General features: G+C 53.1%; 21 protein-coding genes. 9 read left to right on the top strand and 12 right to left on the bottom strand.

The features are described 5' to 3' along the window. Positions 1 to 51: 51 nt before the first annotated feature. From caiE to caiT, 6 genes are all read right to left on the bottom strand, one after another. Positions 52 to 648 carry a carnitine operon protein CaiE gene (caiE, locus tag ICA20_RS20880; RefSeq protein ID WP_038637095.1) on the bottom strand — a complete coding sequence of 199 codons (597 nt, stop codon included), beginning with the start codon at positions 646 to 648 and terminating at the stop codon, positions 52 to 54. Positions 649 to 708: 60 nt separating this feature from the next. Beyond that, complete coding sequence (gene caiD, locus ICA20_RS20875; protein WP_038637097.1) at positions 709 to 1,494, bottom strand: crotonobetainyl-CoA hydratase; 786 nt, start codon at positions 1,492 to 1,494, stop codon at positions 709 to 711. 53 nt (positions 1,495 to 1,547) lie between these two features. Next, a complete protein-coding gene (gene caiC / locus ICA20_RS20870) occupies positions 1,548 to 3,101 on the bottom strand; it encodes a crotonobetaine/carnitine-CoA ligase (protein ID WP_038637099.1) in 1,554 nt (517 codons plus the stop codon). A gap of 62 nt (positions 3,102 to 3,163) precedes the next feature. Next, positions 3,164 to 4,381 (bottom strand): L-carnitine CoA-transferase, encoded by a 1,218-nt coding sequence (gene caiB / locus ICA20_RS20865; protein ID WP_038637101.1) that lies wholly within the window; start codon positions 4,379 to 4,381, stop codon positions 3,164 to 3,166. An 82-nt stretch (positions 4,382 to 4,463) separates the two neighbouring features. Continuing rightward, a complete protein-coding gene (gene caiA / locus ICA20_RS20860; RefSeq protein ID WP_003018898.1) occupies positions 4,464 to 5,606 on the bottom strand; it encodes a crotonobetainyl-CoA dehydrogenase in 1,143 nt (380 codons plus the stop codon). A gap of 34 nt (positions 5,607 to 5,640) precedes the next feature. Further along, on the bottom strand, positions 5,641 to 7,158 hold the full coding sequence (caiT, locus tag ICA20_RS20855; RefSeq protein ID WP_038637104.1) for an L-carnitine/gamma-butyrobetaine antiporter: 1,518 nt from the start codon (positions 7,156 to 7,158) through the stop codon (positions 5,641 to 5,643). Between the two features lie 480 nt (positions 7,159 to 7,638). Here caiT and ICA20_RS20850 point away from each other — a divergent pair, with 480 nt between their 5' ends. The 9 genes from ICA20_RS20850 (at position 7,639) to folA (ending at position 15,968) form a co-directional block, all read left to right on the top strand. Continuing rightward, positions 7,639 to 8,409, top strand: coding sequence for an electron transfer flavoprotein FixA (locus ICA20_RS20850; protein ID WP_038637105.1), 771 nt, complete (start codon positions 7,639 to 7,641; stop codon positions 8,407 to 8,409). 15 nt (positions 8,410 to 8,424) lie between these two features. Further along, on the top strand, positions 8,425 to 9,366 hold the full coding sequence (locus tag ICA20_RS20845) for an electron transfer flavoprotein subunit alpha/FixB family protein (RefSeq protein WP_038637106.1): 942 nt from the start codon (positions 8,425 to 8,427) through the stop codon (positions 9,364 to 9,366). 49 nt (positions 9,367 to 9,415) lie between these two features. Beyond that, complete coding sequence (locus ICA20_RS20840; RefSeq protein WP_038637107.1) at positions 9,416 to 10,702, top strand: FAD-dependent oxidoreductase; 1,287 nt, start codon at positions 9,416 to 9,418, stop codon at positions 10,700 to 10,702. Continuing rightward, the gene (gene fixX / locus ICA20_RS20835) at positions 10,699 to 10,986 is read left to right on the top strand and encodes a ferredoxin-like protein FixX (protein WP_000203731.1); all 288 of its coding nucleotides are present in this window, start codon (positions 10,699 to 10,701) and stop codon (positions 10,984 to 10,986) included. Before ICA20_RS20840 ends, fixX begins: the two co-directional genes overlap by 4 nt. Positions 10,987 to 11,133: 147 nt before the next feature. Then, entirely contained in the window at positions 11,134 to 12,477 is a 1,344-nt protein-coding gene (locus ICA20_RS20830; protein ID WP_038637109.1) for an MFS transporter, read from the top strand. A gap of 90 nt (positions 12,478 to 12,567) precedes the next feature. Next, positions 12,568 to 12,801, top strand: coding sequence for a YgdI/YgdR family lipoprotein (locus tag ICA20_RS20825; protein WP_003018880.1), 234 nt, complete (start codon positions 12,568 to 12,570; stop codon positions 12,799 to 12,801). Positions 12,802 to 12,904: 103 nt separating this feature from the next. Further along, positions 12,905 to 13,435, top strand: coding sequence for a glutathione-regulated potassium-efflux system oxidoreductase KefF (gene kefF, locus ICA20_RS20820; RefSeq protein WP_038637110.1), 531 nt, complete (start codon positions 12,905 to 12,907; stop codon positions 13,433 to 13,435). Continuing rightward, positions 13,428 to 15,290, top strand: coding sequence for a glutathione-regulated potassium-efflux system protein KefC (gene kefC, locus ICA20_RS20815; RefSeq protein WP_038637111.1), 1,863 nt, complete (start codon positions 13,428 to 13,430; stop codon positions 15,288 to 15,290). Before kefF ends, kefC begins: the two co-directional genes overlap by 8 nt. Before the next feature lie 198 nt (positions 15,291 to 15,488). After that, positions 15,489 to 15,968, top strand: coding sequence for a type 3 dihydrofolate reductase (gene folA / locus ICA20_RS20810; RefSeq protein WP_003018873.1), 480 nt, complete (start codon positions 15,489 to 15,491; stop codon positions 15,966 to 15,968). 90 nt (positions 15,969 to 16,058) lie between these two features. Here folA and apaH read toward each other — a convergent pair whose 3' ends face one another. Genes apaH through lptD form a run of 6 tightly spaced genes read right to left on the bottom strand, consistent with a single transcriptional unit; the run spans position 16,059 to position 22,797 of the window. Continuing rightward, positions 16,059 to 16,907 carry a bis(5'-nucleosyl)-tetraphosphatase (symmetrical) ApaH gene (apaH, locus tag ICA20_RS20805; RefSeq protein ID WP_038637114.1) on the bottom strand — a complete coding sequence of 283 codons (849 nt, stop codon included), beginning with the start codon at positions 16,905 to 16,907 and terminating at the stop codon, positions 16,059 to 16,061. Between the two features lie 10 nt (positions 16,908 to 16,917). Then, complete coding sequence (gene apaG, locus ICA20_RS20800) at positions 16,918 to 17,295, bottom strand: Co2+/Mg2+ efflux protein ApaG (RefSeq protein ID WP_038637116.1); 378 nt, start codon at positions 17,293 to 17,295, stop codon at positions 16,918 to 16,920. Between the two features lie 2 nt (positions 17,296 to 17,297). Next, a complete protein-coding gene (rsmA, locus tag ICA20_RS20795; RefSeq protein WP_005124503.1) occupies positions 17,298 to 18,119 on the bottom strand; it encodes a 16S rRNA (adenine(1518)-N(6)/adenine(1519)-N(6))-dimethyltransferase RsmA in 822 nt (273 codons plus the stop codon). After that, complete coding sequence (pdxA, locus tag ICA20_RS20790) at positions 18,112 to 19,104, bottom strand: 4-hydroxythreonine-4-phosphate dehydrogenase PdxA (RefSeq protein WP_038637118.1); 993 nt, start codon at positions 19,102 to 19,104, stop codon at positions 18,112 to 18,114. Before pdxA ends, rsmA begins: the two co-directional genes overlap by 8 nt. Next, the gene (surA, locus tag ICA20_RS20785) at positions 19,104 to 20,390 is read right to left on the bottom strand and encodes a peptidylprolyl isomerase SurA (protein WP_038637121.1); all 1,287 of its coding nucleotides are present in this window, start codon (positions 20,388 to 20,390) and stop codon (positions 19,104 to 19,106) included. Before surA ends, pdxA begins: the two co-directional genes overlap by 1 nt. A 52-nt stretch (positions 20,391 to 20,442) precedes the next feature. Next, on the bottom strand, positions 20,443 to 22,797 hold the full coding sequence (gene lptD / locus ICA20_RS20780; RefSeq protein WP_038637125.1) for an LPS assembly protein LptD: 2,355 nt from the start codon (positions 22,795 to 22,797) through the stop codon (positions 20,443 to 20,445). Positions 22,798 to 23,015: the final 218 nt, after the last annotated feature.

Below are 23,015 nucleotides of genomic sequence, written 5' to 3'. Positions count from 1 at the left end.
TAACGGGGATTGACGCGTAGGCCGGATAAGCGTCAGCGCATCCGGCATCAATTATTGGGCTGATTTTGGCTTCACGTCCGTCGTGCCTTTCAGGCGCGGCCGGTTTTTTTCGACCTGGGTTAACGGCTTCGTTTCAGATAGCCCCGTTCGACAGCGGACCGCAAGATCCTGATATTCTTTGGTGTTGAGGCGTTTCCAGTGCAGCTCCTGGTCTGTGACCTGGCGTAGTACTCGCGCAGGTGAACCCACCAGCAGTTGCCTTGCCTCACCCTGAAATCCGGCTTTGACGAAACTCATGGCGGCGACAATGCTCTCTTCGCCAATCACTGCGCCGTCCATAATCACGCTGTTCATGCCGACCAGGGCGTCCCGGCCCACCACGCAGCCATGCAAAATAGCGCCGTGGCCGATATGACCGTTCTCATGCACGATGGTATCGGTATCGCAGTAGCCATGCATAATGCAGCCATCCTGCAGATTAGATCCTGCCTTAAGGATCAGGCGCCCATAATCCCCACGCAATGACGCGAGTGGGCCAATATAAACACCAGCACCCACGATGACATCGCCAATCAGCACGGCGCTGGGATGGACAAACGCGTCCGGGTGTACCACCGGGATCAGTCCTTCAAAGGCGTAATAGCTCATGGTTGTACCTCGGTTTTTTTGCCGGACGACGGCGTAAACACCTTATCCGGCATAGTCACATTAACGACCTTTCCACACCGGATCGCGTTTTTCGGCAAATGCCTGCGGTCCTTCGAGCGCATCTTCCGAATGCAGTACCGACGGATAATGCTTCAGTACGCCGCTGCGGATGTAGCGGTAGCCTTCTTCTACCGGCATTTCGCTGGTCGCACGATAAATCTCTTTCAGCGCCGCGATTGCCAGCGGGGCGCTATTAACCAGTTGTTGCGCCAGTTCGCGCGCGCTATCCATCAGTTCGCTCTGGCTGACAACGCGGTTCACGATCCCCCAACGCAGCGCTTCTTCGGCGCTCATTCGTCTACCGGTCATCACCATTTCGTTGACGATAGCCGGTGGCAACAGCTTAGGCAGGCGCAAAACGCCGCCGCTGTCAGGCACGATGCCGAGCTTGGCTTCCGGTAGCGCGAAGCTGGCGTTTTCCGCGCAGACAATAAAGTCCGCTGCCAGCGCCAGCTCAAAACCGCCGCCAAACGCATAGCCGTTTACCGCGGCGATGACCGGCTTATCCAGATCAAATATTTCGGTTAAACCGGCAAAGCCGCCGGGACCAAAATCGGCATCCGGCGCTTCACCTTCCGCTGCCGCTTTTAAGTCCCAGCCAGCAGAAAAGAATTTCTCCCCGCCGCCAGTAATGATTGCTACGCGTAATTCCGGATCGTCACGGAAATTAAGAAAAGCCTGGCCCATTGCAAAGCTGGTTTTGGCGTCAATGGCATTGGCTTTAGGTCGGTCGAGGGTAATTTCCAGGATCGGGCCATTACGGGTCAGATGTAATGATTCACTCATGGTTCATCTCCAGATAAATAGTTTCCCGGCGGGAGGGATTCCTGCCAGAAGGTTTATTTCAGATTTTTTTTGATTATTTTTCCTGAACAGTTGCGCGGCAGGTCGGTTCTGATCTCCATAAAAGAGGGAACCTTGAATTTCGCCATATTGTTTTCGCAGAAGCTGAAAAACTCGGCTTCGCTTAATGTTTCACCTTCATTAAGGACAATAAACGCTTTAATGGCTTCATCACGGATCGCGTCTTTAATACCAACAACCACAATGTCCTGAATTTTCGGATGCGCAGAAATAATATTTTCCAGCTCGACGCAGGAGACATTTTCCCCGCCGCGTTTAATCATGTTGCAGCGTCTGTCGACAAAATAGAAATAGCCATCCTCATCCTGGTAACCCGAATCACCGGTATGTAACCAGCCCTCTGGTTCCAGCGCCCTGGCGGTTGCTTCCGGCTGCATGTAATACTCTTTGAAGATGGTCTTGCCGGGGACGCCTTTAATACAGATTTCGCCAATTTCTCCGGCGGGCAGCGGACGATTTTGATCGTCGCGAATTTCAGCTTCATAGCTAAATCCTACGCGACCAATGGAAGGCCAGCGTCGTTTGTCTCCGGGACGGTCGCCAATAATTCCGACAATGGTTTCAGTCATACCATAAGAGGTCAGCAGCCTGACGCCAAAGCGTTCGATAAAGGCGTCTTTTTCCTGCGCGGATAGATTGAGATAGAACATCACTTCGCGCAGATGATGCTGCCTGTCCGTTGGCGCGGCGGGCTGGACCATCAGCGTGCGGATCATCATCGGGATGCACTCGGTCACCGTCGCCTGATATTTACGTACCTGATCCCAGAACGCCCGGGCGCTGTACTTCTCCAGGAGCACAAAGGTGCTGCCGGCGGAAAAGGCCGGCATTGCGGCGGTACACTGACAGTCGATATGAAAAGCGGGCATCACCGTCATGTATACGTCATCATCGCGCAGGGCGATTTGCCAGGCAGAGTAATAGCCCGCAAAGCGCAGGTTATAATGGGTAATCACCACCCCTTTTGGACGCGAGGTGGTACCGGAGGTAAACAGAATTTCCGCCGTATCGTCAGTGGATAACGCAGGCGTATAGCACAGGGTGGTCGACTGACGAGCCTGCAGTTGGGTAAAGTGGCTCACGCCATCGTCAGCCGGAAGCTGCTCGCCAATCAGACAGATATGATTAAGCGGAGTGCTATTTTCCTGGCGTATTTCACGGTACATAGGATAAAACTGGGCGCTGGTAACCAGCAGGCTCACCTGGCTGTTTTGCAGGATCCAGGCACTTTCTTCGCCCAGTAAGCGAGCATTGATCGGCACCATAATGGCGCCGATTTTTGCCAGTCCAAACCAGCAAAAGATGAATTCCGGACAGTTATCCAGATGCAGTGCGACCCTATCGCCCTTGCGGATCCCTAAGGAATGAAAAAGGTTCGCCGTGCGATTAATCTCTTCATTGAGCGAGGCATAGCTAAATTGCCGAACGATTCCTTCACAGGATTCGAAAATTAACGCCGTTTTATTTCCGTACACCCCGGCCAGGTCGTCCCACATCTGACGTAAGTTTTGTCCGCCAACGATATCCATATTGCTTTATCCACTGAAATCAGGCGTGAGCGCTAACCCACGAGCGGGTTAGCGCGTCGCGTTTATTCCTCAACCCTGGCCAGGCCTTTGCCGACCAGCTCATTTATGTCTGCTTCGCTATAACCAATGTTTTTCAGAATGGCGGCGGTATCCATGCCGTGTGATGGCATGCCACGCCAGATTTTCCCCGGGTTGTTTTTAAATTTCGGCATGATGTTCGGCCCTTTGCAGGTGCGGCCGTCCATTGTTTGCCACTGAGTAATGGATTCGCGAGCAACGTACTGCGGATTGCCTTCCAGTTCCGGAATGGTTAGCACCTTCGCACAGGCGATATTCAGCTCAGCAAAGCGCGCCTGGACTTCGGCGATGGTATGCGCTGCCAGCCAGGCGTCCAGTTTCTCTTCGACGAGCGGGCCGTAAGGGCATTCCACGCGATGGATGAGCTGCGTGCCTTCCGGAACTTCCGGCGTACCGAGAATGTGCGCCAGGCCGATATCTTTAAAACACTCATTGATTTGCGTGATGCCGACCAACTCCATGACGATGTAACCATCGGCGCATTTATACAGGCCGCAACCGGCGTAGTAAGGATCTTTCCCTTTCGTCATACGTGGACAGATTTCGCCGCCGTTGAAGTAGTCCATCATGAAGTACTGACCCATGCGCAGCATCACTTCGTACATGGCGATATCGATGCTTTCACCTTTACCCGTTTCGCGCACTTTGTGCAGGGCCGCCAGCGCCGCTGTCGTCGCGGTCATCCCGGAGAAGTAATCCGCGGTATACGGGAAGGCTGGCATCGGTTGGTCAACGTCGCCGTTTTGGATCAGATAACCACTGAACGCCTGCGCGATGGTGTTATACGCCGGAAGATTGGTGTACTCCTCCGTACCAAACTGGCCAAAACCGGAAAGGTGGGCAATGACCAGTTTCGGGTTATGTTCCCACAGCACTTCATCAGTAATACCGCGGCGTGCAAAGGCCGGGCCTTTACTGGCTTCAATGAAAATATCGGTGGTTTCCATCAGTTTCAGAAACGCTTCCCGACCTTCATCTTTGAAAATATTGAGCGACAAGGCGTGCAGGTTGCGGCGTGAGAGCTGCGGGTAGTTAGGCTGTACGCGGATGGTATCGGCCCATGCGACGTTTTCAATCCAGATAACCTCGGCGCCCCATTCGGCGAACATCTGTCCGGCGAATGGACCGGCGATTTCGATCCCTGAAAAAACAACGCGTACTCCAGCAAGAGGGCCAAAGGTTGGCATTGGTAAATGATTCATAATTTTTCTCCTGGCATTTATGGGGGCCATGTAGGCCGGATGGCGACGCGAGCGTCTCATCAGGCCTACAGGTTGCGCCGTTCTATCGGTATTGCTTGAGTACCGCACGGCCTAACGTCAGGATCTGCATTTCATCAGAACCACCAGAAACGCGGTCAACACGCAGGTCACGCCAGAAACGCGTGATGCGGTGGTTGCCCGCGATACCAACACCTCCCAGTACCTGCATGGCGGTGTCTACCACTTCAAACGCGGCGTTGGCGCAGAAGTATTTGCACATTGCCGCGTCGCCGGAGGTAATAGTGCCGTTATCTGCTTTCCACGCGGCTTCCAGCAGCATGTTTTTCATGGAGTTCAGTTTGATCGCCATATGCGCAAACTTCTCCTGAATCAGCTGGAAGCGGCCAATAGTTTCACCAAACTGCACGCGCTGATTAGCGTAACGCGCGGCATCTTCAAAAGCGCACATTGCGGTGCCGTAGTTGGTCAGCGCGACGAGGAAGCGCTCATGGTCAAACTCTTCTTTCACGCGGTTGAAGCCGTTACCTTCCCGACCGAACATGTCTTTTTCGTCCAGTTCAACGTCGTCAAAGGTGATTTCACAGCAGCTATCCATGCGCAGACCGAGTTTCTCCAGTTTGTTGACCTTGATACCCGCTTTGCTCATGTCGACAAACCATTCGGTGTAAACAGGCTTATCCGGCGATGCACCGTCTCTCGCCATGACCACGATGTACGGGGTATAGGCGCTACTGGTGATAAAGCACTTACTGCCATTAAGATAAACCTTACCATTTTTGCGTGTATAAGTGGTTTTCAGACTGCCGACATCCGATCCCGCTCCCGGTTCGGTGATAGCAGAGTTCCACATCTGCTTACCGGTACCCTGGAACGCCATGATTTTATCAATTTGCTCCTGAGTCCCTTCACGCAGGAAAGTGTTAAAACCTCCCGGCAATTGGTACAACACGTAAGTTGGTGCGCCAAGACGTCCCAGCTCCATCCAGACGGCGGCGACGGTAACAAAACCCGCTTCCAGACCGCCATGTTCTTCCGGGATCAGCAGGCTATCAATGCCCATATCCGCCAGCGCTTTTACAAAACGCTCAGGGTAGACGCTGTCACGATCGCACTCGGCAAAATAAGCTTCCCAGTTCTCACTGGCCATCAGTTCACGAATACCGGCGACAAACAGTTCCTGCTCGTCATTTAAGTTGAAATCCATCTTTCAGCCTCTTGATCAATTGGGTTAATAAGAATTACTTGTCTTTCCAGTGCACTTTGGCGTCTTTAATAAAGGACAGCGTCACCATAATGTTGACGAAGAACAGCGGGCATCCTCCGGCGATAATTGCGGTCTGAATCGGCTTCAACCCACCCAGTGCCAGCAGAACGATACCGATGATGCCGACCAGCACCGACCAGCCGATACGCACTAACAGAGGCGGTTCTTCACCATCGCGAACTTCGCGACAGGTGGACATCGCCAGGGTGTAAGAGCAGGCGTTAATCAGCGTTACGGTGGCGATAAAGCAGAGGATAAAGAAACCCCACATGGTGGCGGTGCTGAGCGGTAAGGCGGCCCAGGTTTCGATAATGGCGCGCGCCACGCCGTGTTGTTCAATCAACTGCGGAATGTTGAGGATGTTTTTATCCATCAGCAGCAGCGTGTTGCTACCAAGGACAGTCCACAGGATCCAGGTAGACGCGGTCAGGCCCAGTACCATCCCGAAGCACAGTTCGCGTACGGTACGACCACGAGAAATACGGGCCAGGAAGATACTCATCTGGATGGCGTAAATTACCCACCACGCCCAGTAGAAAACGGTCCAGCCCTGCGGGAAGCCGCCTTTACCGATGGCATCGGTATAGAACAGCATCCGTGGCAGATGCATCAGCAACATCCCGACGGAGTCGGTGAAGTAGTTCATGATGAAGCTGGCGCCGCTGACGATAAACACCCAGCCGAGCATCAGGAAGCTCAGATAGCTACGTACGTCACTGGCGATCTTGACCCCTTTTTGCAGGCCACAGGCCACGCAAATGGCGTTCAGAATGATCCAGCAAGTAATGATGATGGCGTCGAGTTGCAGCGTATGCGGAATACCGAACAGGTACTGCATACACTCGGTGACCAGCGGGGTAGCCAGACCGAGGCTGGTGCCCATTGCGAAGATCAGCGCCACCAAGTAGAAGTTATCAACGATGGTACCGAACAACCCTTTCGCATGTTTCTCACCGACGAGCGGTACCAGCGTGGAGCTGGGACGGATGACATCCATCTTACGTACAAAGAAGAAGTAGGCGAAGGCTACAGATAGGAAGCTATAGGTTGCCCACGGCAGCGGCCCCCAGTGGAACAGGCTGTACGCCAGACCTATCTCTTTCGCGCCCGTGGAATTTGGTTCCAGGCCGAACGGCGGGGTGGAGATATAGTAGTAGATCTCAATAGAGCCCCAGAACAGCACCGCAGCGGATGTACAGGACGCGAACATCATAAAAATCCAGCTGGCGGTGCTAAACTCCGGTTTTTCGTCACCTAATCTCTTTTTGGCATAGGGGCCAAAAACCAGCCAGAACCAGCCGAATAGCATGATGACCATATACCATTCAAATGCCCATCCCCAGACGTTGGTGACATAACTGAATACCGCATTAATAACGACGTTAGCGGCATCAAGATCTCTTACTGTTAGCCAGCAAAGTATTCCGACAATTATTAATGGCGGAAAAAAAACCTTCGGTTCAATTCCCGATTTTCTCTTTTCATTTTTCATAAGTGAATTCCAGTGTGAAAACGAAATTTATTTAGCGTGCCCGTTTTTGAACGTTTGTTTATTTATTATTAATGGTTTGTTGATAACTTATTAACCTCTGGGACACCTCAACGAGTAACTCATAATGGGTATTCATTTCGCGTGATTCTGTTACCTTGATCACACTTTTTTGTGCTGGTTATTTTGTCTTGAAATATCTGTTTTTTATTTATAAATCATATGGTTGTCATTGGTTTTTTAACTTTTTTAAGTGTCTGGCGTTCAATATTGTTGAACCAGCAAGCAATATTGAAAATTTTCATATTTGACGTGTTTCTTTCAATATTGGTGAGGCATGTAACACTATTGAAAGTTACGAATTTCAATGTGTGACATTTTCAATATTGGTGATTAAGGTTTTATTTCCGAATTAAAGAGCGTGATATCTGTATTTAACACCGCCGATATAAATACGTTTCCTTCATGATTTCTGGAGATGCAATGAAGATAATTACTTGCTACAAATGCGTACCTGATGAACAGGATATTGCGATTAATAATGCTGATGGTTCACTCGATTTCAGCAAAGCGGATGGCAAAATCAGCCAATATGATCTGAATGCAATTGAAGCTGCTTGCCAGTTAAAACAGCAGGTGGGAGAAGCTCAGGTTGTCGCCATGAGCGTTGGCGGCAAAGCGCTGACTAATGCAAAAGGGCGCAAAGATGTCCTTTCTCGTGGCCCTGATGAACTGATTGTGGTGATTGACGATCAATTTGAGCAGGCGCTGCCGCAACACACCGCTACCGCGCTGGCCGCCGCGGCGCAAAAATCAGGTTTCGATCTGCTTATTTGCGGCGACGGTTCTTCCGATCTTTATGCTCAGCAGGTTGGTTTGCTGGTGGGTGAAGCGCTGAACGTTCCGGCGATTAACGGCGTGAGTAAGATCCTCTCTCTTACTGACAGTACGCTGACGGTAGAACGCGAACTGGAAGATGAAGTTGAAACGCTGAGCATCCCGCTCCCGGCGGTGATCGCGGTTTCCACCGACATCAACACTCCACAAATCCCTTCGATGAAAGCCATTCTTGGCGCGGCGAAAAAACCGGTTCAGGTCTGGTCGCCTGCGGATATCGGGCTGAACAGCGTACCCGCGTATTCCACACAACAGGTTGCCGCACCGAAGCAGCGCGAGCGTCAGCGTGTGGTGATTGAAGGTGACGGTGAAGAACAAATCGCCGCGTTTGTCGAGAATCTGCGCAAAATCATTTAATTATCAGGGGATGTTATGAACAAATTTTCCAGTGTCTGGGTATTCAGCGATACCCCTTCTCGTCTGCCCGAACTGATGAGTGGCGCGCAGGCTGTAGGTGAAAAAGTTAATGCGTTCGTACTGAACGAAGCGGATAGCGCGACAGCATGTCATTTGGGCGCGGATCATGTCTGGCTGCTCAGTGGCAAACCAGAAGACCGCATGATCGAAGACTACGCTGATGTGATGGCTGAGACTGTTCGTCAGCATAGCGAGGGCGGCGCGGTGCTGCTGCCGAATACGCGCCGGGGCAAACTGTTGGCGGCAAAGCTGGGCTTTCGCTTGTCGGCTGCGGTTTCCAACGACGCCAGCGAAGTCGCCCTGCAGGATGGAAAAGCGGCGGTTAAGCATATGGTCTACGGCGGTCTGGCGATAGGGGCAGAAACCATTGCTTCGCCGTTCGCTGTGATCACGCTCAGCAGCGGAACGTTTGACGCACAAGACCCGGACACTTCTCGCAGCGGTGAGATGCACACCGTGCAGTGGCAGGCTCCGGCCATTGCCGTGACCCGCACCGCAACCCAGGCGCGTCAGAGCAACAGCGTCGATCTCGATAAAGCGCGTCTGGTGGTCAGTGTGGGACGCGGTATCGGTAGCAAAGAGAATATCTCGCTGGCCGAAGCGCTGTGCCAGACGATTGGCGCTGAGCTGGCCTGTTCTCGCCCGGTAGCGGAAAACGAGAAGTGGATGGAGCACGAGCGCTACGTCGGTATCTCCAACCTGATGCTCAAGCCTGAACTGTATCTGGCGGTGGGGATCTCCGGGCAGATCCAACACATGGTCGGCGCCAACGGCGCGCAGACGATTTTCGCCATCAATAAAGATAAAAATGCGCCGATCTTCCAGTATGCGGATTTTGGCATCGTTGGCGATGCGCTGAAGATCCTGCCTGCGCTGACGGCTGCCTTAGCGCGATAAATCATTTCGGGCAGGATGCGAAGGTATCCTGCCGCTGACAGGAGTACGTATGTCCGAAGATATCTTTGATGCCATCATCGTGGGTGCAGGTCTGGCCGGTTCGGTTGCGGCGCTGGTGCTTGCTCGCGAAGGTGCACAGGTGCTGGTTATCGAGCGCGGCAATTCTGCTGGCGCGAAGAATGTCACCGGTGGGCGTCTGTATGCGCATAGCCTGGAACGCATCATTCCCGGCTTTGCGGATCAGGCCCCCATTGAACGCATGATTACCCACGAAAAACTCGCCTTTATGACCGACAACGGGGCGATGACTATCGACTACTGCAATGGTGAAGAGGCCGCCGCGTCGCAGGTTTCTTATTCCGTCTTGCGCAGTAAATTTGACGCCTGGCTGATGGAGCAGGCCGAAGAGGCGGGGGCGCAACTGATCACCGGTATTCGCGTCGATAACGTCGTTCAGCGCGAGGGTAAAGTCGTGGGCGTGGAAGCCGATGGCGATATTCTGGAAGCCAAAGTCGTGATCCTCGCCGACGGGGTGAATTCTCTGCTGGCTGAAAAGCTGGGCATGGCCAAGCGTGTTGAGGCATCGCATGTTGCCGTCGGCGTGAAGGAACTGATCGAATTGCCGAAGTCGGTAATTGAAGATCGTTTCCAGCTACAGGGCAACGAAGGCGCCGCCTGTCTGTTTGCCGGGGCGCCAACCGATGGTCTGATGGGCGGTGGCTTCCTGTATACGAATGAAACAACACTTTCTCTGGGGCTGGTCTGCGGTCTTCATCATCTGAAAGACGCGAAAAAATCGGTCCCGCAAATGCTGGAAGATTTCAAACAGCATCCGGCAGTCGCTCCGCTGATCGCTGGTGGCAAGCTGGTGGAATATGCCGCGCACGTTGTACCCGAGGCGGGAATGAATATGCAGCCTGAACTGGTGGGCGATGGCGTACTGATTGCCGGAGACGCTGCCGGTATGTGTATGAACCTCGGCTTTACCATCCGTGGTATGGATCTCGCCATATCCGCAGGCGAAGCGGCGGCGAAGACGGTGCTTTCGGCGATGAAGCGCGACGATTTTAGCAAGCAGTCGCTGGGTGAATACCGTCAGCATCTGGACGAAGGTCCGATGCGCGATATGCGCATGTATCAGAAACTGCCGGCTTTTCTTGATAATCCCCGCATGTTTACCGCTTATCCCGAAATGGCGGTCAGTATCGCGCGCGACCTGTTCACCGTGGATGGCTCCGCTCCGGTGCCAATGCGTAAAAAAATCCTGCGCCATGCGAAGAAAGTGGGCTTCATCAACCTGATGAAAGATGGCCTGAAAGGAGTGACCGTATTATGACATCTCCCGTCAATGTGGACGTCAAACTGGGCGTCAATAAGTTCAATGTGGATGAAGATAGCCCACACATCATTCTCAAAGCCGATCCTGATAAACAGGCGCTGGAGGTGCTGATTAAGGCCTGTCCGGCGGGACTGTATAAAAAGCAGGACGACGGTAGCGTTCGTTTTGATTACGCCGGGTGCCTGGAGTGCGGAACGTGCCGGATCCTCGGCCTTGATACGGCGCTGGAAAAATGGGAATACCCACGCGGGACGTTTGGCGTGGAGTTCCGCTACGGCTAATAAGTACGAGGTTGTGCACCCGTAGGCCGGATAAGATGCGGTAGCATCGCCATCCGGCAATCATGTGGTGCCAATGCCGGATGGCGGCGTAAACGCCTTATCCGGCCTACAGATGACGCTTTGCCCGTGTTGAAACAGGACATCACCATGCAGCAGCCCAGGAACTTTGATGACATCAAATTTACCTCTATTCACCGCAGGATAATGCTATGGGGAAGCGGTGGGCCGTTTCTGGATGGTTATGTGCTGGTAATGATTGGCGTGGCGCTTGAACAACTCACGCCAGCATTGAAACTGGATGCTCAGTGGATTGGCTTGCTGGGTGCGGGCACGCTGGCCGGACTGTTTGTTGGTACGTCGTTGTTTGGCTACATTTCTGATAAGGTCGGGCGGCGAAAAATGTTTATTATCGATATCATCGCCATTGGCGTGATATCGGCAGCGACCATGTTCGTTACCTCGCCCATTGAACTCCTGGTGATGCGTGTGCTGATCGGCATTGTGATTGGCGCCGATTACCCGATCGCCACCTCGATGATTACCGAATTTTCCAATACCCGCCAGCGTGCCTTCTCTATCGGTTTTATCGCGGCTATGTGGTATGTCGGCGCAACCTGTGCCGATCTGGTCGGTTACTGTTTGTATGATGTTGAGGGCGGATGGCGCTGGATGCTAGGTAGCGCGGTGATCCCCTGTATTTTGATCCTGATTGGACGCTTCGACCTGCCTGAATCGCCGCGCTGGCTGCTGCGTAAGGGGCGGGTGAAAGAGTGCGAGGCGATGATGATCAAGCTGTTCGGCGAACCGGTGGTGTTCGACGAAGAAGCGCCGCAGGAGACGCGTTTTCTCCAGCTGTTTAATCGTCGTCATTTCCCGTTTGTGCTGTTTGTTGCCGCCATCTGGACCTGTCAGGTGATCCCGATGTTCGCCATCTATACCTTTGGCCCGCAGATTGTTGGGCTACTGGGACTGGGTGCCGGGAAAAGCGCCGCGTTGGGCAACGTGGTGATTAGCTTGTGCTTTATGCTGGGGTGTATTCCGCCGATGTTTTGGCTCAATAGCGCGGGGCGGCGACCGCTGTTGATTGGCAGCTTTATTATGATGACGCTGGCGCTGGCCGTACTGGGGTTCATTCCTGATATGGGGGCGTGGCTGGTGGTGCTGGCCTTTGCCGTATACGCATTTTTCTCTGGTGGTCCGGGGAATCTGCAGTGGCTATATCCCAACGAACTGTTTCCTACCGATATTCGCGCGTCTGCCGTCGGGGTGATTATGTCGTTAAGCCGCATCGGGACCATTGTTTCCACCTGGGCGCTACCGGTGTTCATTAGCAAATACGGCATCAGTAATGTCATGCTGATGGGGGCCGGGATTTCGCTGATTGGCCTGCTCGTGTCCATTGCTTTTGCACCAGAAACACGCGGCCTGACGTTGTCTCAAACCAGTCAGATGACGATTCGCAGTAAGCCCGTGACCAGGGCAGGTTATTAGGAGTGTTCTGTATTTTCCCTGTAACTCAGTCAGTTAGCCTACAGTTAATCTATATTTCACTGAAAACGACTGAAAAGCAGGGAGAACACCATGCAAAAACATATCCTGATCACCTCTATTTTTACCGCAGCAGCACTGTTTACCGTCGCCGGTTGTTCCTCAAACCAGGCGGTGAAAACCACCGACGGCAAAACCATCGTTACCGACGGCAAACCGCAAGTGGATGATGATACTGGCCTGGTGTCATATAAAAATGCGCAAACAGGTAAGACGGAGCAGATTAACCGCGACCAGGTTAAAGATATGAGTGAGCTGGACAACTAACTCAGATTTTTCCATTTATCTACTCAATAATATTGACTGTTAGCCTGTGGATTAACTGACTAAACTCACTGTTATTACAATAATGCAGTGACACAGGCTAATCATGATTCTCATCATTTATGCGCATCCCTATCCGCAGCATTCGCATGCGAATAAGCGGATGCTTGATCAGGCAAGGACGCTGGAGGGCGTGGAGATCCGCTCGCTCTACCAGCTCTACCCCGATTTCAATATCGATATTGCCGCTGAACAGGATGCGTTGGCACGCGCTGATTTAATTATCTGGCAGCATCCTATGCAGTGGTATAGCACGCCTCCGTTACTCAAATTGTGGATGGATAAAGTCCTCTCTCACGGCTGGGCCTATGGCCATGGAGGAACAGCGCTGCACGGTAAACATCTGCTGTGGGCTGTGACGACCGGCGGCGGTGAAAACCACTTTGATATCGGCTCCCATCCTGGCTTTGATGTACTTTCTCAGCCCCTACAGGCAACGGCTTTATATTGCGGCCTCAAATGGCTGCCGCCGTTTGCGATGCACTGTACGTTTATTTGTGATGATGAAACGCTGCAGGCGCAGGCGCGCCACTATAAACAGCGTCTGCTGGAGTGGCAGGAGGTGCATCATGGATAGTCATACGCTGATACAGGCGCTGATTTACCTCGGTTCGGCGGCGCTGATTGTCCCCATCGCCGTACGGCTGGGCTTAGGGTCAGTTCTGGGCTATCTCATCGCCGGGTGCATCATCGGTCCTTGGGGCTTGAGGCTGGTGACAGATGCCGAATCAATCCTCCATTTTGCCGAGATCGGCGTGGTGCTGATGTTGTTTGTCATCGGCCTGGAACTGGATCCGCAACGTTTGTGGAAGCTGCGAGCCTCGGTGTTTGGCGGTGGTGCATTACAAATGGTGGTTTGCGGGGGGCTGATCGGTCTGTTCTGTATGTTCCTCGGCCTGCGCTGGCAGGTAGCGGAACTGATCGGCATGACGCTGGCGCTTTCCTCAACGGCCATCGCTATGCAGGCGATGAATGAACGTAACCTGATGGTGTCGCAACTCGGACGCAGCACATTTGCCGTGCTGCTGTTCCAGGATATCGCCGCTATTCCACTGGTCGCGATGCTCCCATTACTCGCGGCGAGCGGCGCATCGACAACGCTTGGGGCGTTTGCGCTCTCTGCGCTTAAGGTGGCGGGGGCACTGGTGCTGGTGGTGCTGTTAGGTCGCTATGTGACGCGTCCCGCCTTACGTTTTGTTGCCCGTTCAGGCCTGCGGGAAGTGTTTAGCGCCGTCGCGCTATTCCTCGTTTTTGGCTTCGGTCTGCTATTGGAAGAGGTCGGACTGTCGATGGCGATGGGGGCGTTCCTGGCCGGTGTGCTGCTGGCCAGTTCTGAGTATCGCCACGCGCTGGAAAGCGATATTGAACCGTTCAAAGGACTGTTGCTGGGACTGTTCTTCATCGGCGTGGGGATGTCTATCGATTTTGGCACGCTGGTAGATAACCCATTACGCATCGTTATTCTGCTGGTCGGTTTCCTGGTTATCAAAACCGTCATGCTGTGGCTGATAGCGAAACCGTTGCAGGTGCCGAATAAGCAACGTCGCTGGTTTGCCGTATTATTAGGGCAGGGCAGTGAATTTGCCTTCGTGGTGTTTGGCGCGGCGCAAATGGCAGACGTGCTTGATCCTGATTGGGCGAAATCGCTGACCCTGGCTGTCGCGTTGTCGATGGCGGCGACGCCGATTTTACTGGTGATTTTGACACGACTGGAAAAATCAGCGACCGGTGAAGAGCGGGAAGCGGATGAAATCGACGAAGAACAACCGCGAGTGATCATCGCCGGGTTTGGGCGATTTGGTCAGATTACCGGTCGTTTACTGTTGTCGAGCGGCGTCAAAATGGTGGTTCTTGATCATGACCCGGACCATATCGAAACGCTACGAAAATTCGGCATGAAGGTTTTCTATGGCGATGCGACCCGGATGGATCTGCTGGAGTCTGCAGGGGCGGCTAAAGCAGAAGTCATTATTAACGCCATTGACGATCCGCAAACCAGCCTGCAATTAACCGAAATGGTGAAGGAGCATTTCCCTCATCTGCACATTATTGCCCGCGCGCGCGATGTGGATCATTACATTCGCCTGCGCCAGGCAGGGGTGGAAATGCCGGAACGTGAAACCTTTGAAGGCGCGCTGAAGACCGGGCGTCTGGCGCTGGAAGGTCTTGGGCTTGGTCGCTATGAAGCGCGTGAGCGGGCCGACGTATTCCGCCGCTTCAATATGCTCATGGTTGAGGAGATGGTGAAAGGGGAAAATGACGCGATTTCCCGCGCAGCGGTTTATAAACGCACCAGCGCAATGCTGAGTGAAATTATTGCGGAAGATCGCCAACACTTATCGTTAATTCAACGCCATGGTTGGCAAGGCACGGATGAAGGTAAACATACGGGCGACGTCGCCGATGAGCCGGAAGTGAAACCGTCAGCATAGAGTAAAAAATGTGATGTTCTGCAAACTTTACTGCTAATTGGCTGTTTTTGAACTACTGTAATGCTGGCGTACCACCTTAAATAGGTCGGTTCGCCAGCAGAACGGAAAATTTTCATGCTCATCCTCTTTCCGCCAGTCGACGAAAGATTGCGCTTTCCGTATAGTGGCGACAATTTTTTTGTATCCGGGAAACATTCAATGATCAGTCTGATTGCGGCGTTAGCGGTAGATCGCGTCATCGGTATGGAAAACGCCATGCCATGGAACCTACCTGCCGATCTCGCCTGGTTTAAACGTAATACCTTAAACAAGCCGGTTGTCATGGGACGCCATACCTGGGAATCCATCGGACGACCGTTGCCAGGGCGTAAAAATATTGTCATCAGCAGCAAGCCAGGCACCGACGATCGCGTGCAGTGGGTGAAGTCTGTTGATGAAGCAATAGCGGCCTGCGGCGATGAACCTGAAATTATGGTGATTGGCGGTGGACGCGTGTATGAGCAGTTCCTGCCGAAAGCGCAAAAACTGTATCTGACACACATTGATGCGGAAGTTGAAGGGGATACGCATTTCCCGGACTACGAACCGGACGACTGGGAATCGGTGTTTAGCGAATTTCACGATGCCGACGCACAAAACTCCCACAGCTACTGCTTCGAGATTCTGGAACGTCGTTAATACTGTAAGTGCCGGATGGCGGCGAAACGCCTTATCATCCAGCTAATGTAGGCCGGATAAGGTGCGAGCACCGCATCCGGCAAACGACTATCAGGCGTTGACCGCCTCGCCGGGATCCAGATTCAGATGGCGATTTGATGGCTGTACAAAGTACCGTTTGTCTTCCCAGCGCAGACAGGTGAGGTCTCCCCCCCAGCAACATCCCGTATCCAGCGCGTAGATACCTTCAGGCGTGCCTTTCCCCTCCAGCGATGCCCAGTGCCCGAAAGCAATGCTATAGGCTTCACTGACAGGTCCAGGAATGGCAAACCAGGGCTTCAGTGGAGCTGGCGCATCTTCTGGCGACTCTTTGCTGTACATATCCAACTGACCGTTGGGGAAGCAGTAGCGCATGCGGGTAAATGCGTTGGTAATAAAACGCAGGCGCGCCAGTCCCGTGAGTTCCGGTGTCCAGTTGTTTGGCATGTCGCCATACATGGCGTCGAGGAAGAAGGGATAAGAGTCGCTCGACAATACGGCTTCAACATCGCGGGCGCAATTCCTCGCTGTCTGCAGATCCCATTGTGGGGTAATACCGGCATGCGCCATCACCAGCTTCTTCTCTTCATCAATCTGCAAGAGCGGCTGGCGGCGTAACCAATTAAGCAACTCATCCGCGTCCGGTGCTTCGAGCAGCGGTGTGAGCCGGTCTTTCGGTTTGTTACGACTGATACCGGCAAATACGGCCAGCAGGTGCAAATCGTGATTGCCAAGGACTAACCGCACGCTATCGCCCAGCGATTTCACGTAGCGTAAAACGTCCAGAGAGCCTGGCCCACGCGCGACCAGATCGCCAGTGAGCCATAGGGTGTCTTGTTCGGGGTTGAAGTCTACCTGGTGCAGCAAGGCGATCAGTTCATCGTAACAACCGTGAACGTCGCCAATAAGGTATGTCGCCATAGTTATTGTTTTAGTGAATGAGTGTTGGAACGGCGAGCCGAAACACGGGAATGTCGATGGTAAAGGCGATGCCTTGTTCATCGATCATTTCGTAATGACCCTGCATGGTGCCCAGCGGTGTTTCAATAACCGCTCCGCTGGTGTACTGATACTCTTCTCCAGGTGCGATGTGGGGCTGAACGCCAACCACACCTTCGCCCTGAACTTCGGTTTCGCGGCCATGACCATTAGTGATCAACCAATAACGCCCCAACAGCTGCACAGGCGCTCGCCCCAAATTGCGGATAGTCACGGTATAAGCAAAAACGTAACGTTCATCATCAGGTGAGGATTGCGCCTCAATGTAGACGCTTTGTACCTGAATGCACACTCGGGGCGAATTGATCATCTTTAACTCTCCTTCGATGGCGCGTTTTCTGACAGATAGTTAGCCATCCGGCAGTATTGCGCGACAGAGATATTTTCCGCTCGCATCGCCGGATCAATACCCAGCTCGGTCAGGACCTCAACGCTAAACAGGTTGCCGAGGCTGTTACGTACCGTTTTACGGCGCTGATTAAACGCTTCGGTGGTAATACGGCTCAGCACGCGGACATCTTTAACCGGATACGGCATCGTCGCATGAGGAACCAGACGCACAACGGCGGAATCGACTTTAGGCGCAGGCGTGAATGCGGATGGCGGTACTTCGAGTACCGGGATCACATTGCAATAATATTGCGCCATGACGCTTAATCGACCATACGCTTTACTGTTTGGCCCTGCAACCAGACGATTGACCACCTCTTTTTGCAACATGAAATGCATGTCGGCAATGGCATCAGTATAGGTAAAAAGATGGAACATCAGCGGCGTGGAGATGTTGTACGGCAGGTTGCCGAAAACGCGCAGCGGCTGGCCCATCGTTTGTGCGAGTTCGCCGAAGTTCATCGTCATGGCATCTTGCTGATAAATCGTCAGCTTTGGCCCTAAAAACGGGTGAGTTTGCAGGCGCGCGGCAAGGTCCCGGTCCAGTTCAATGACCGTGAGCTTGTCCAGACGTTCGCCTACTGGCTCGGTCAATGCTGCCAGGCCCGGGCCGATTTCGACCATTGCCTGACCCTTCTGCGGATTGATAGCAGAGACAATACTTTCGATCACAAACTGATCGTTAAGGAAGTTTTGCCCGAAACGTTTACGGGCTAAGTGGCCCTGATGGACTCGATTATTCATTAGTATTAACAATCATTTTGATGGCGAGATTAAGCGCCGTAATAAAACTGCCGACATCTGCTTGCCCACGACCCGCAAGTTCAAGCGCGGTGCCGTGATCGACAGATGTGCGAATAAAGGGCAGGCCCAGCGTGATATTCACCCCGCGACCAAATCCCTGGTATTTTAGCACGGGGAGGCCCTGATCGTGGTACATTGCCAATACGGCATCCGCGTGGTCGAGATATTTGGGCTGAAACAGCGTATCTGCAGGCAGTGGGCCGATTAGTTTCATCCCCTGCGTACGCAGTGCATCGAGGACCGGAATGATGGTGTCTATCTCTTCCGTCCCCATATGTCCGCCTTCACCAGCATGCGGGTTAAGACCACACACCAGAATATGCGGGTCGGCAATGCCGAACCTGGTGCGCAAATCATGATGCAGAATGCCGATCACTTCTTGCAATAGGGCGGGCGTAATGGCGTCGGCAACGGCTCTGAGCGGCAAATGCGTGGTGACCAGCGCCACGCGCAGCTCCTCCGTCGCCAGCATCATCACCACTTTCTTTGCCTGTGAGCGCTCTTCAAAAAACTCGGTATGCCCGGTAAACGGCACGCCAGCGTCATTGATTACGCCCTTGTGGACCGGACCGGTAATCAGCGCCGCAAATTCACCTTGCAGACAGCCATCACAGGCGCGAGCCAGCGTATCCACGACATATTGCCCATTTTCTACCGCCAACTGACCTGCGACTACAGGTGCTCGTAGCGCAATCGGTAACAGCGTCAACGTACCTGCTGATTGCGGTCTGGCTGGAGTATCTGAAGAGTAGGGGAGGAGTGAAAGCGGTAAACCGAGCATCGCTGCCCGGTCACTGAGAAGAGCGGCATCCGCACAGACGACGAGTTCTACGGGCCACTCACGCTGTGCGAGCTGAACCACGAGGTCTGGGCCAATCCCGGCGGGTTCGCCGGGAGTGATGACAACGCGTTGAATACGAGTCATTAGTTGCTCAGAATTTTAACGTATGCGCTGGCGCGCTGTTCCTGCATCCAGGTCGCTGCTTCTTCCGAGAATTTACGGTTCATCAGCATACGGTAGGCACGGTCTTTCTGCGCTGCGTCAGTTTTATCCACATTACGCGTGTCCAGCAGTTCGATCAGATGCCAACCGAAAGAGGAATGCACCGGGGCGCTCATCTGGCCTTTGTTAAGTTTGGTCAGCGCATCGCGGAAAGCAGGATCGAAAATATCCGCTGCAGCCCAGCCCAGATCGCCGCCCTGGTTGGCAGAACCGGGATCCTGAGAAAACTCTTTTGCTGCTGCCGCGAAGGTGGTTTTACCACTCTTAATATCTGCCGCGATTTGTTCCAGTTTCAGACGCGCTTGTTGATCGGTCATGATCGGCGATGGCTTTAGCAGAATATGGCGGGCGTGCACTTCAGTCACGGAGATGCTCTGGCTTTGACCACGCATATCGTTGACTTTCAGAATGTGGAAACCCACGCCTGAACGAATAGGGCCGATGATATCGCCTTTCTTCGCGGTGCTTAACGCCTGAGCAAAGATGCCCGGCAGTTCCTGAATACGTCCCCAACCCATCTGGCCGCCTTTCAGCGCCTGCTGATCGGCGGAGTAAGTGATGGCCAGTTTGCCGAAATCGCTACCGTTACGCGCTTCATCAACAACAGAGCGCGCCTGGCTTTCAGCCGCGTTTACCTGCTCTGACGTTGGGTTTTCCGGTAATGGGATCAGAATGTGGCTCAGGTTCAGCTCGGTGCTGGCATCGTTTTGGTTGCCAACCTGCTGCGCCAGAGCATCCACTTCCTGCGGCAGAATGGTGACGCGACGGCGAACTTCGTTGTTACGCACTTCGGAGATGGTCATCTCTTTGCGGATCTGGCTCCGATAGGTCGAATAGCTTAAACCATCCTGTGCCAGACGGCTGCGCATCTGATCCAGCGTCATGTTGTTCTGCTTGGCGATGTTGGCGATAGCCTGATCCAACTGCTCGTCAGAAATTTTCACACCCATCTTCTGACCCATCTGCAGGATGATTTGATCCATGATCAAACGTTCCAGGATCTGATGACGCAGCGTGGCGTCGTCTGGTAACTGCTGACCAGCCTGACCCGCATTAAGTTTTACTGACTGCATTAAGCCATCGACGTCGCTTTCCAGAACGACGCCGTTATTGACGACGGCTGCGACTTTATCGACTACCTGTGGGGCAGCGAAACTGGTATTCGCGATCATGGCGATACCGAGAAGCAGCGTTTTCCAGTTCTTCATACTTTTTCCATTTCAATTAACCGCAATGCGGATTACGTGTAAATTAATCAGATCACAAAGAGCTTTGATACGGCAAAATGTTCGAACGCAACATTTGGTTGGTGCCGAGACCGTAGTTGGAGCTCAGGCCGCGGAGTTCGATATTAAAGCCGATCGTGTTGTCATAAATTGCATGTTGCTGGGTGTTATCCCAACCGTTCAGCTTACGTTCGTAGCCGAAGCGAATGGCGTAACAGCAGGAGTTGTACTGTAAGCCCAGCATAGAGTCTGCTTCTTTGTTCACGTTGGTATCGAAGTAGTAAGCACCGACAATCGACCAGCGATCGGCGATCGGGAAGCTTGCCACTGCGCCCACCTGCGAAATCCCGTTCTTATACTGATCGGCCGTCGAGTAGTAAGAAGGCAGGGTTGCCTGGATATACTCTGAACTGGCATAACGGTAGTTCAACTGCAGCATACGGTTTTCGTCGCGGCGGTATTCGATACTGCTGCTGCTGGTGGCGATGCTATCCAGACGCGTGTCGTACTGGATCCCACTACGCAAACCCCAGCGATCGGAGATGCGCCAGTAGGTGTCTCCCGCCCAGACCAGCGAACCCGTTTTGTCGTCATTCTCCCATTTAATGTTGTCATCGCCAGTGCGAGACTCAGTGAAATAGTAGATTTGACCCACAGAAATATTAAAACGTTCAACGGCCGCGTCATCATAAACGCGAGATGTGACCCCGGTCGTTACCTGGTTAGCGGAAGCAATACGGTCCAGACCGCCATAAGTACGGTCGCGGAACAGGCCGCTGTAGTCAGATTGCAGCAGGGACGAGTCATAGTTATAGATATGGCTTTGGTCGCGATACGGGACGTACAGGTACTGGGCGCGCGGCTCCAGCGTCTGGGTATAGCCCGGCGCCAGCATTTGCATGTCACGCTCAAATACCAGCTTGCCGTCAACTTTAAATTGCGGCATGACGCGGTTGGCGGAATCATCCAGCTTGGTGGCGTTATTGGTGTTGTACCAATCCAAGTTGGTCTGTTGATAGTGCGTTGCCAGCAGTTTCGCTTCGGTATTGATACTACCCCAGTTATTCGACAACGGCAGATTGATGGTCGGTTCAAGGTGAACACGCGTAGCTTCCGGCATGTTGTCATTGGTGTTAACGAAATGGACCGCCTGGCCATAAATACGGGTATCAAACGGACCGACGTCATTCTGGTAATAGTTGACGTCTAACTGCGGCTGCGCAGAGTAACTGTTACTGTTTGCGGAATCGAAGACCTGGAACTGCTTGGTCGAAACCGTGGCGTCAAAGTTCTGTACCGCATAGCCGACGCTGAATTTCTGCGTGGCGTAGCCGTCGGTACTGGAGCCGTATTTGTTATCAAAATCATTAAAGTAACTGGTATCGCTGACCTTGGTGTAGTCGATGTTGAAACGCCACACCTGGTCCATGACGCCAGAGTGCTGCCAGTAGAACAGCCAGCGGCGTGAGTTGCTGTCCTTCGGATTATCATCTTCGTACACTTTATCGGAGTTCAGATAGTCGAACTCCATCAGGCCTGCGCCCGCCTGGGTGAGGTAGCGGAATTCGTTCTCCCACATGATGCCGCCACGACGGTGCATATAATGCGGCGTGATGGTGGCGTCCATATTGGGCGCAATGTTCCAGTAGTACGGGAGGTAGAACTCAAAATAGTTATTAGTAGAGTATTTTGCGTTCGGGATCAGGAAACCGGAACGGCGCTTATCGCCGACGGGCAACTGTAAATAGGGGCTGTAAAAGACCGGAACCGGACCCAGTTTAAACCGGGCGTTCCAGATTTCCGCGACCTGTTCTTCACGATCGTGGATGACTTCGCTACCGACGACGCTCCAGGTATCGGAACCGGGGAGACAGGAGGTAAAACTACCGTTTTCCAGAATAGTATAACGGTTTTCCCCACGCTGTTTCATCAGGTCGGCTTTCCCGCGTCCCTGACGACCTACCATCTGGTAATCCCCCTCCCAGATGTTGGTATCTTTGGTATTCAGATTAGACCAGCCCTTCGGTCCCTTCAGAATCACCTGATTGTCATCGTAGTGGACATTACCCAACGCATCGACGGTTCGTACTGGCTCCGGCTGACCTTCTGCCTGCTTCTGGTGAAGCTGAACTTCGTCGGCCTGCAGGCGGCTATTACCCTGCGCTATATCCACGTTGCCGGTAAACACCGCGTCATCCGGGTAATTCCCTTTCGCGTTGTCGGCATTAATGGTGACGGGTAATTCATTGGTTTCGCCCTTCACCAGAGGACGGTTATAGCTCGGCACGCCCAGCATACACTGTGAGGCGAGATCGGCTGCCAGGCCCTGTTGGCTATAAAGGGCGCTGGCAATCATGGTGGCCAGAAGAGTGGGAATACGTTTTTTCATACGTTGTATTTATTGTTCCATCATCGGTAGCGTCGCGCGTGACAAACGGTCACAGCCTAACTTATCTCATCTTCACTGCGCTAGTGTTAATCCTGCCCATTTAGGCATCCGTGGTGTTAGGCACGGCATTGAATGACAGGTATGATAATGCAAATTATAGGCGATGTCCCACAATTGACCGCAGCCGTAAAACGGTAAAAGCAGCTTATATTGTGGGA

The sequence above is a fragment of the Citrobacter sp. C5_2 genome (assembly GCF_014596845.2).
In the GTDB taxonomy this organism is placed as follows: domain Bacteria; phylum Pseudomonadota; class Gammaproteobacteria; order Enterobacterales; family Enterobacteriaceae; genus Citrobacter; species Citrobacter werkmanii.
This window is presented reverse-complemented; position numbering and strand designations above follow the sequence as displayed.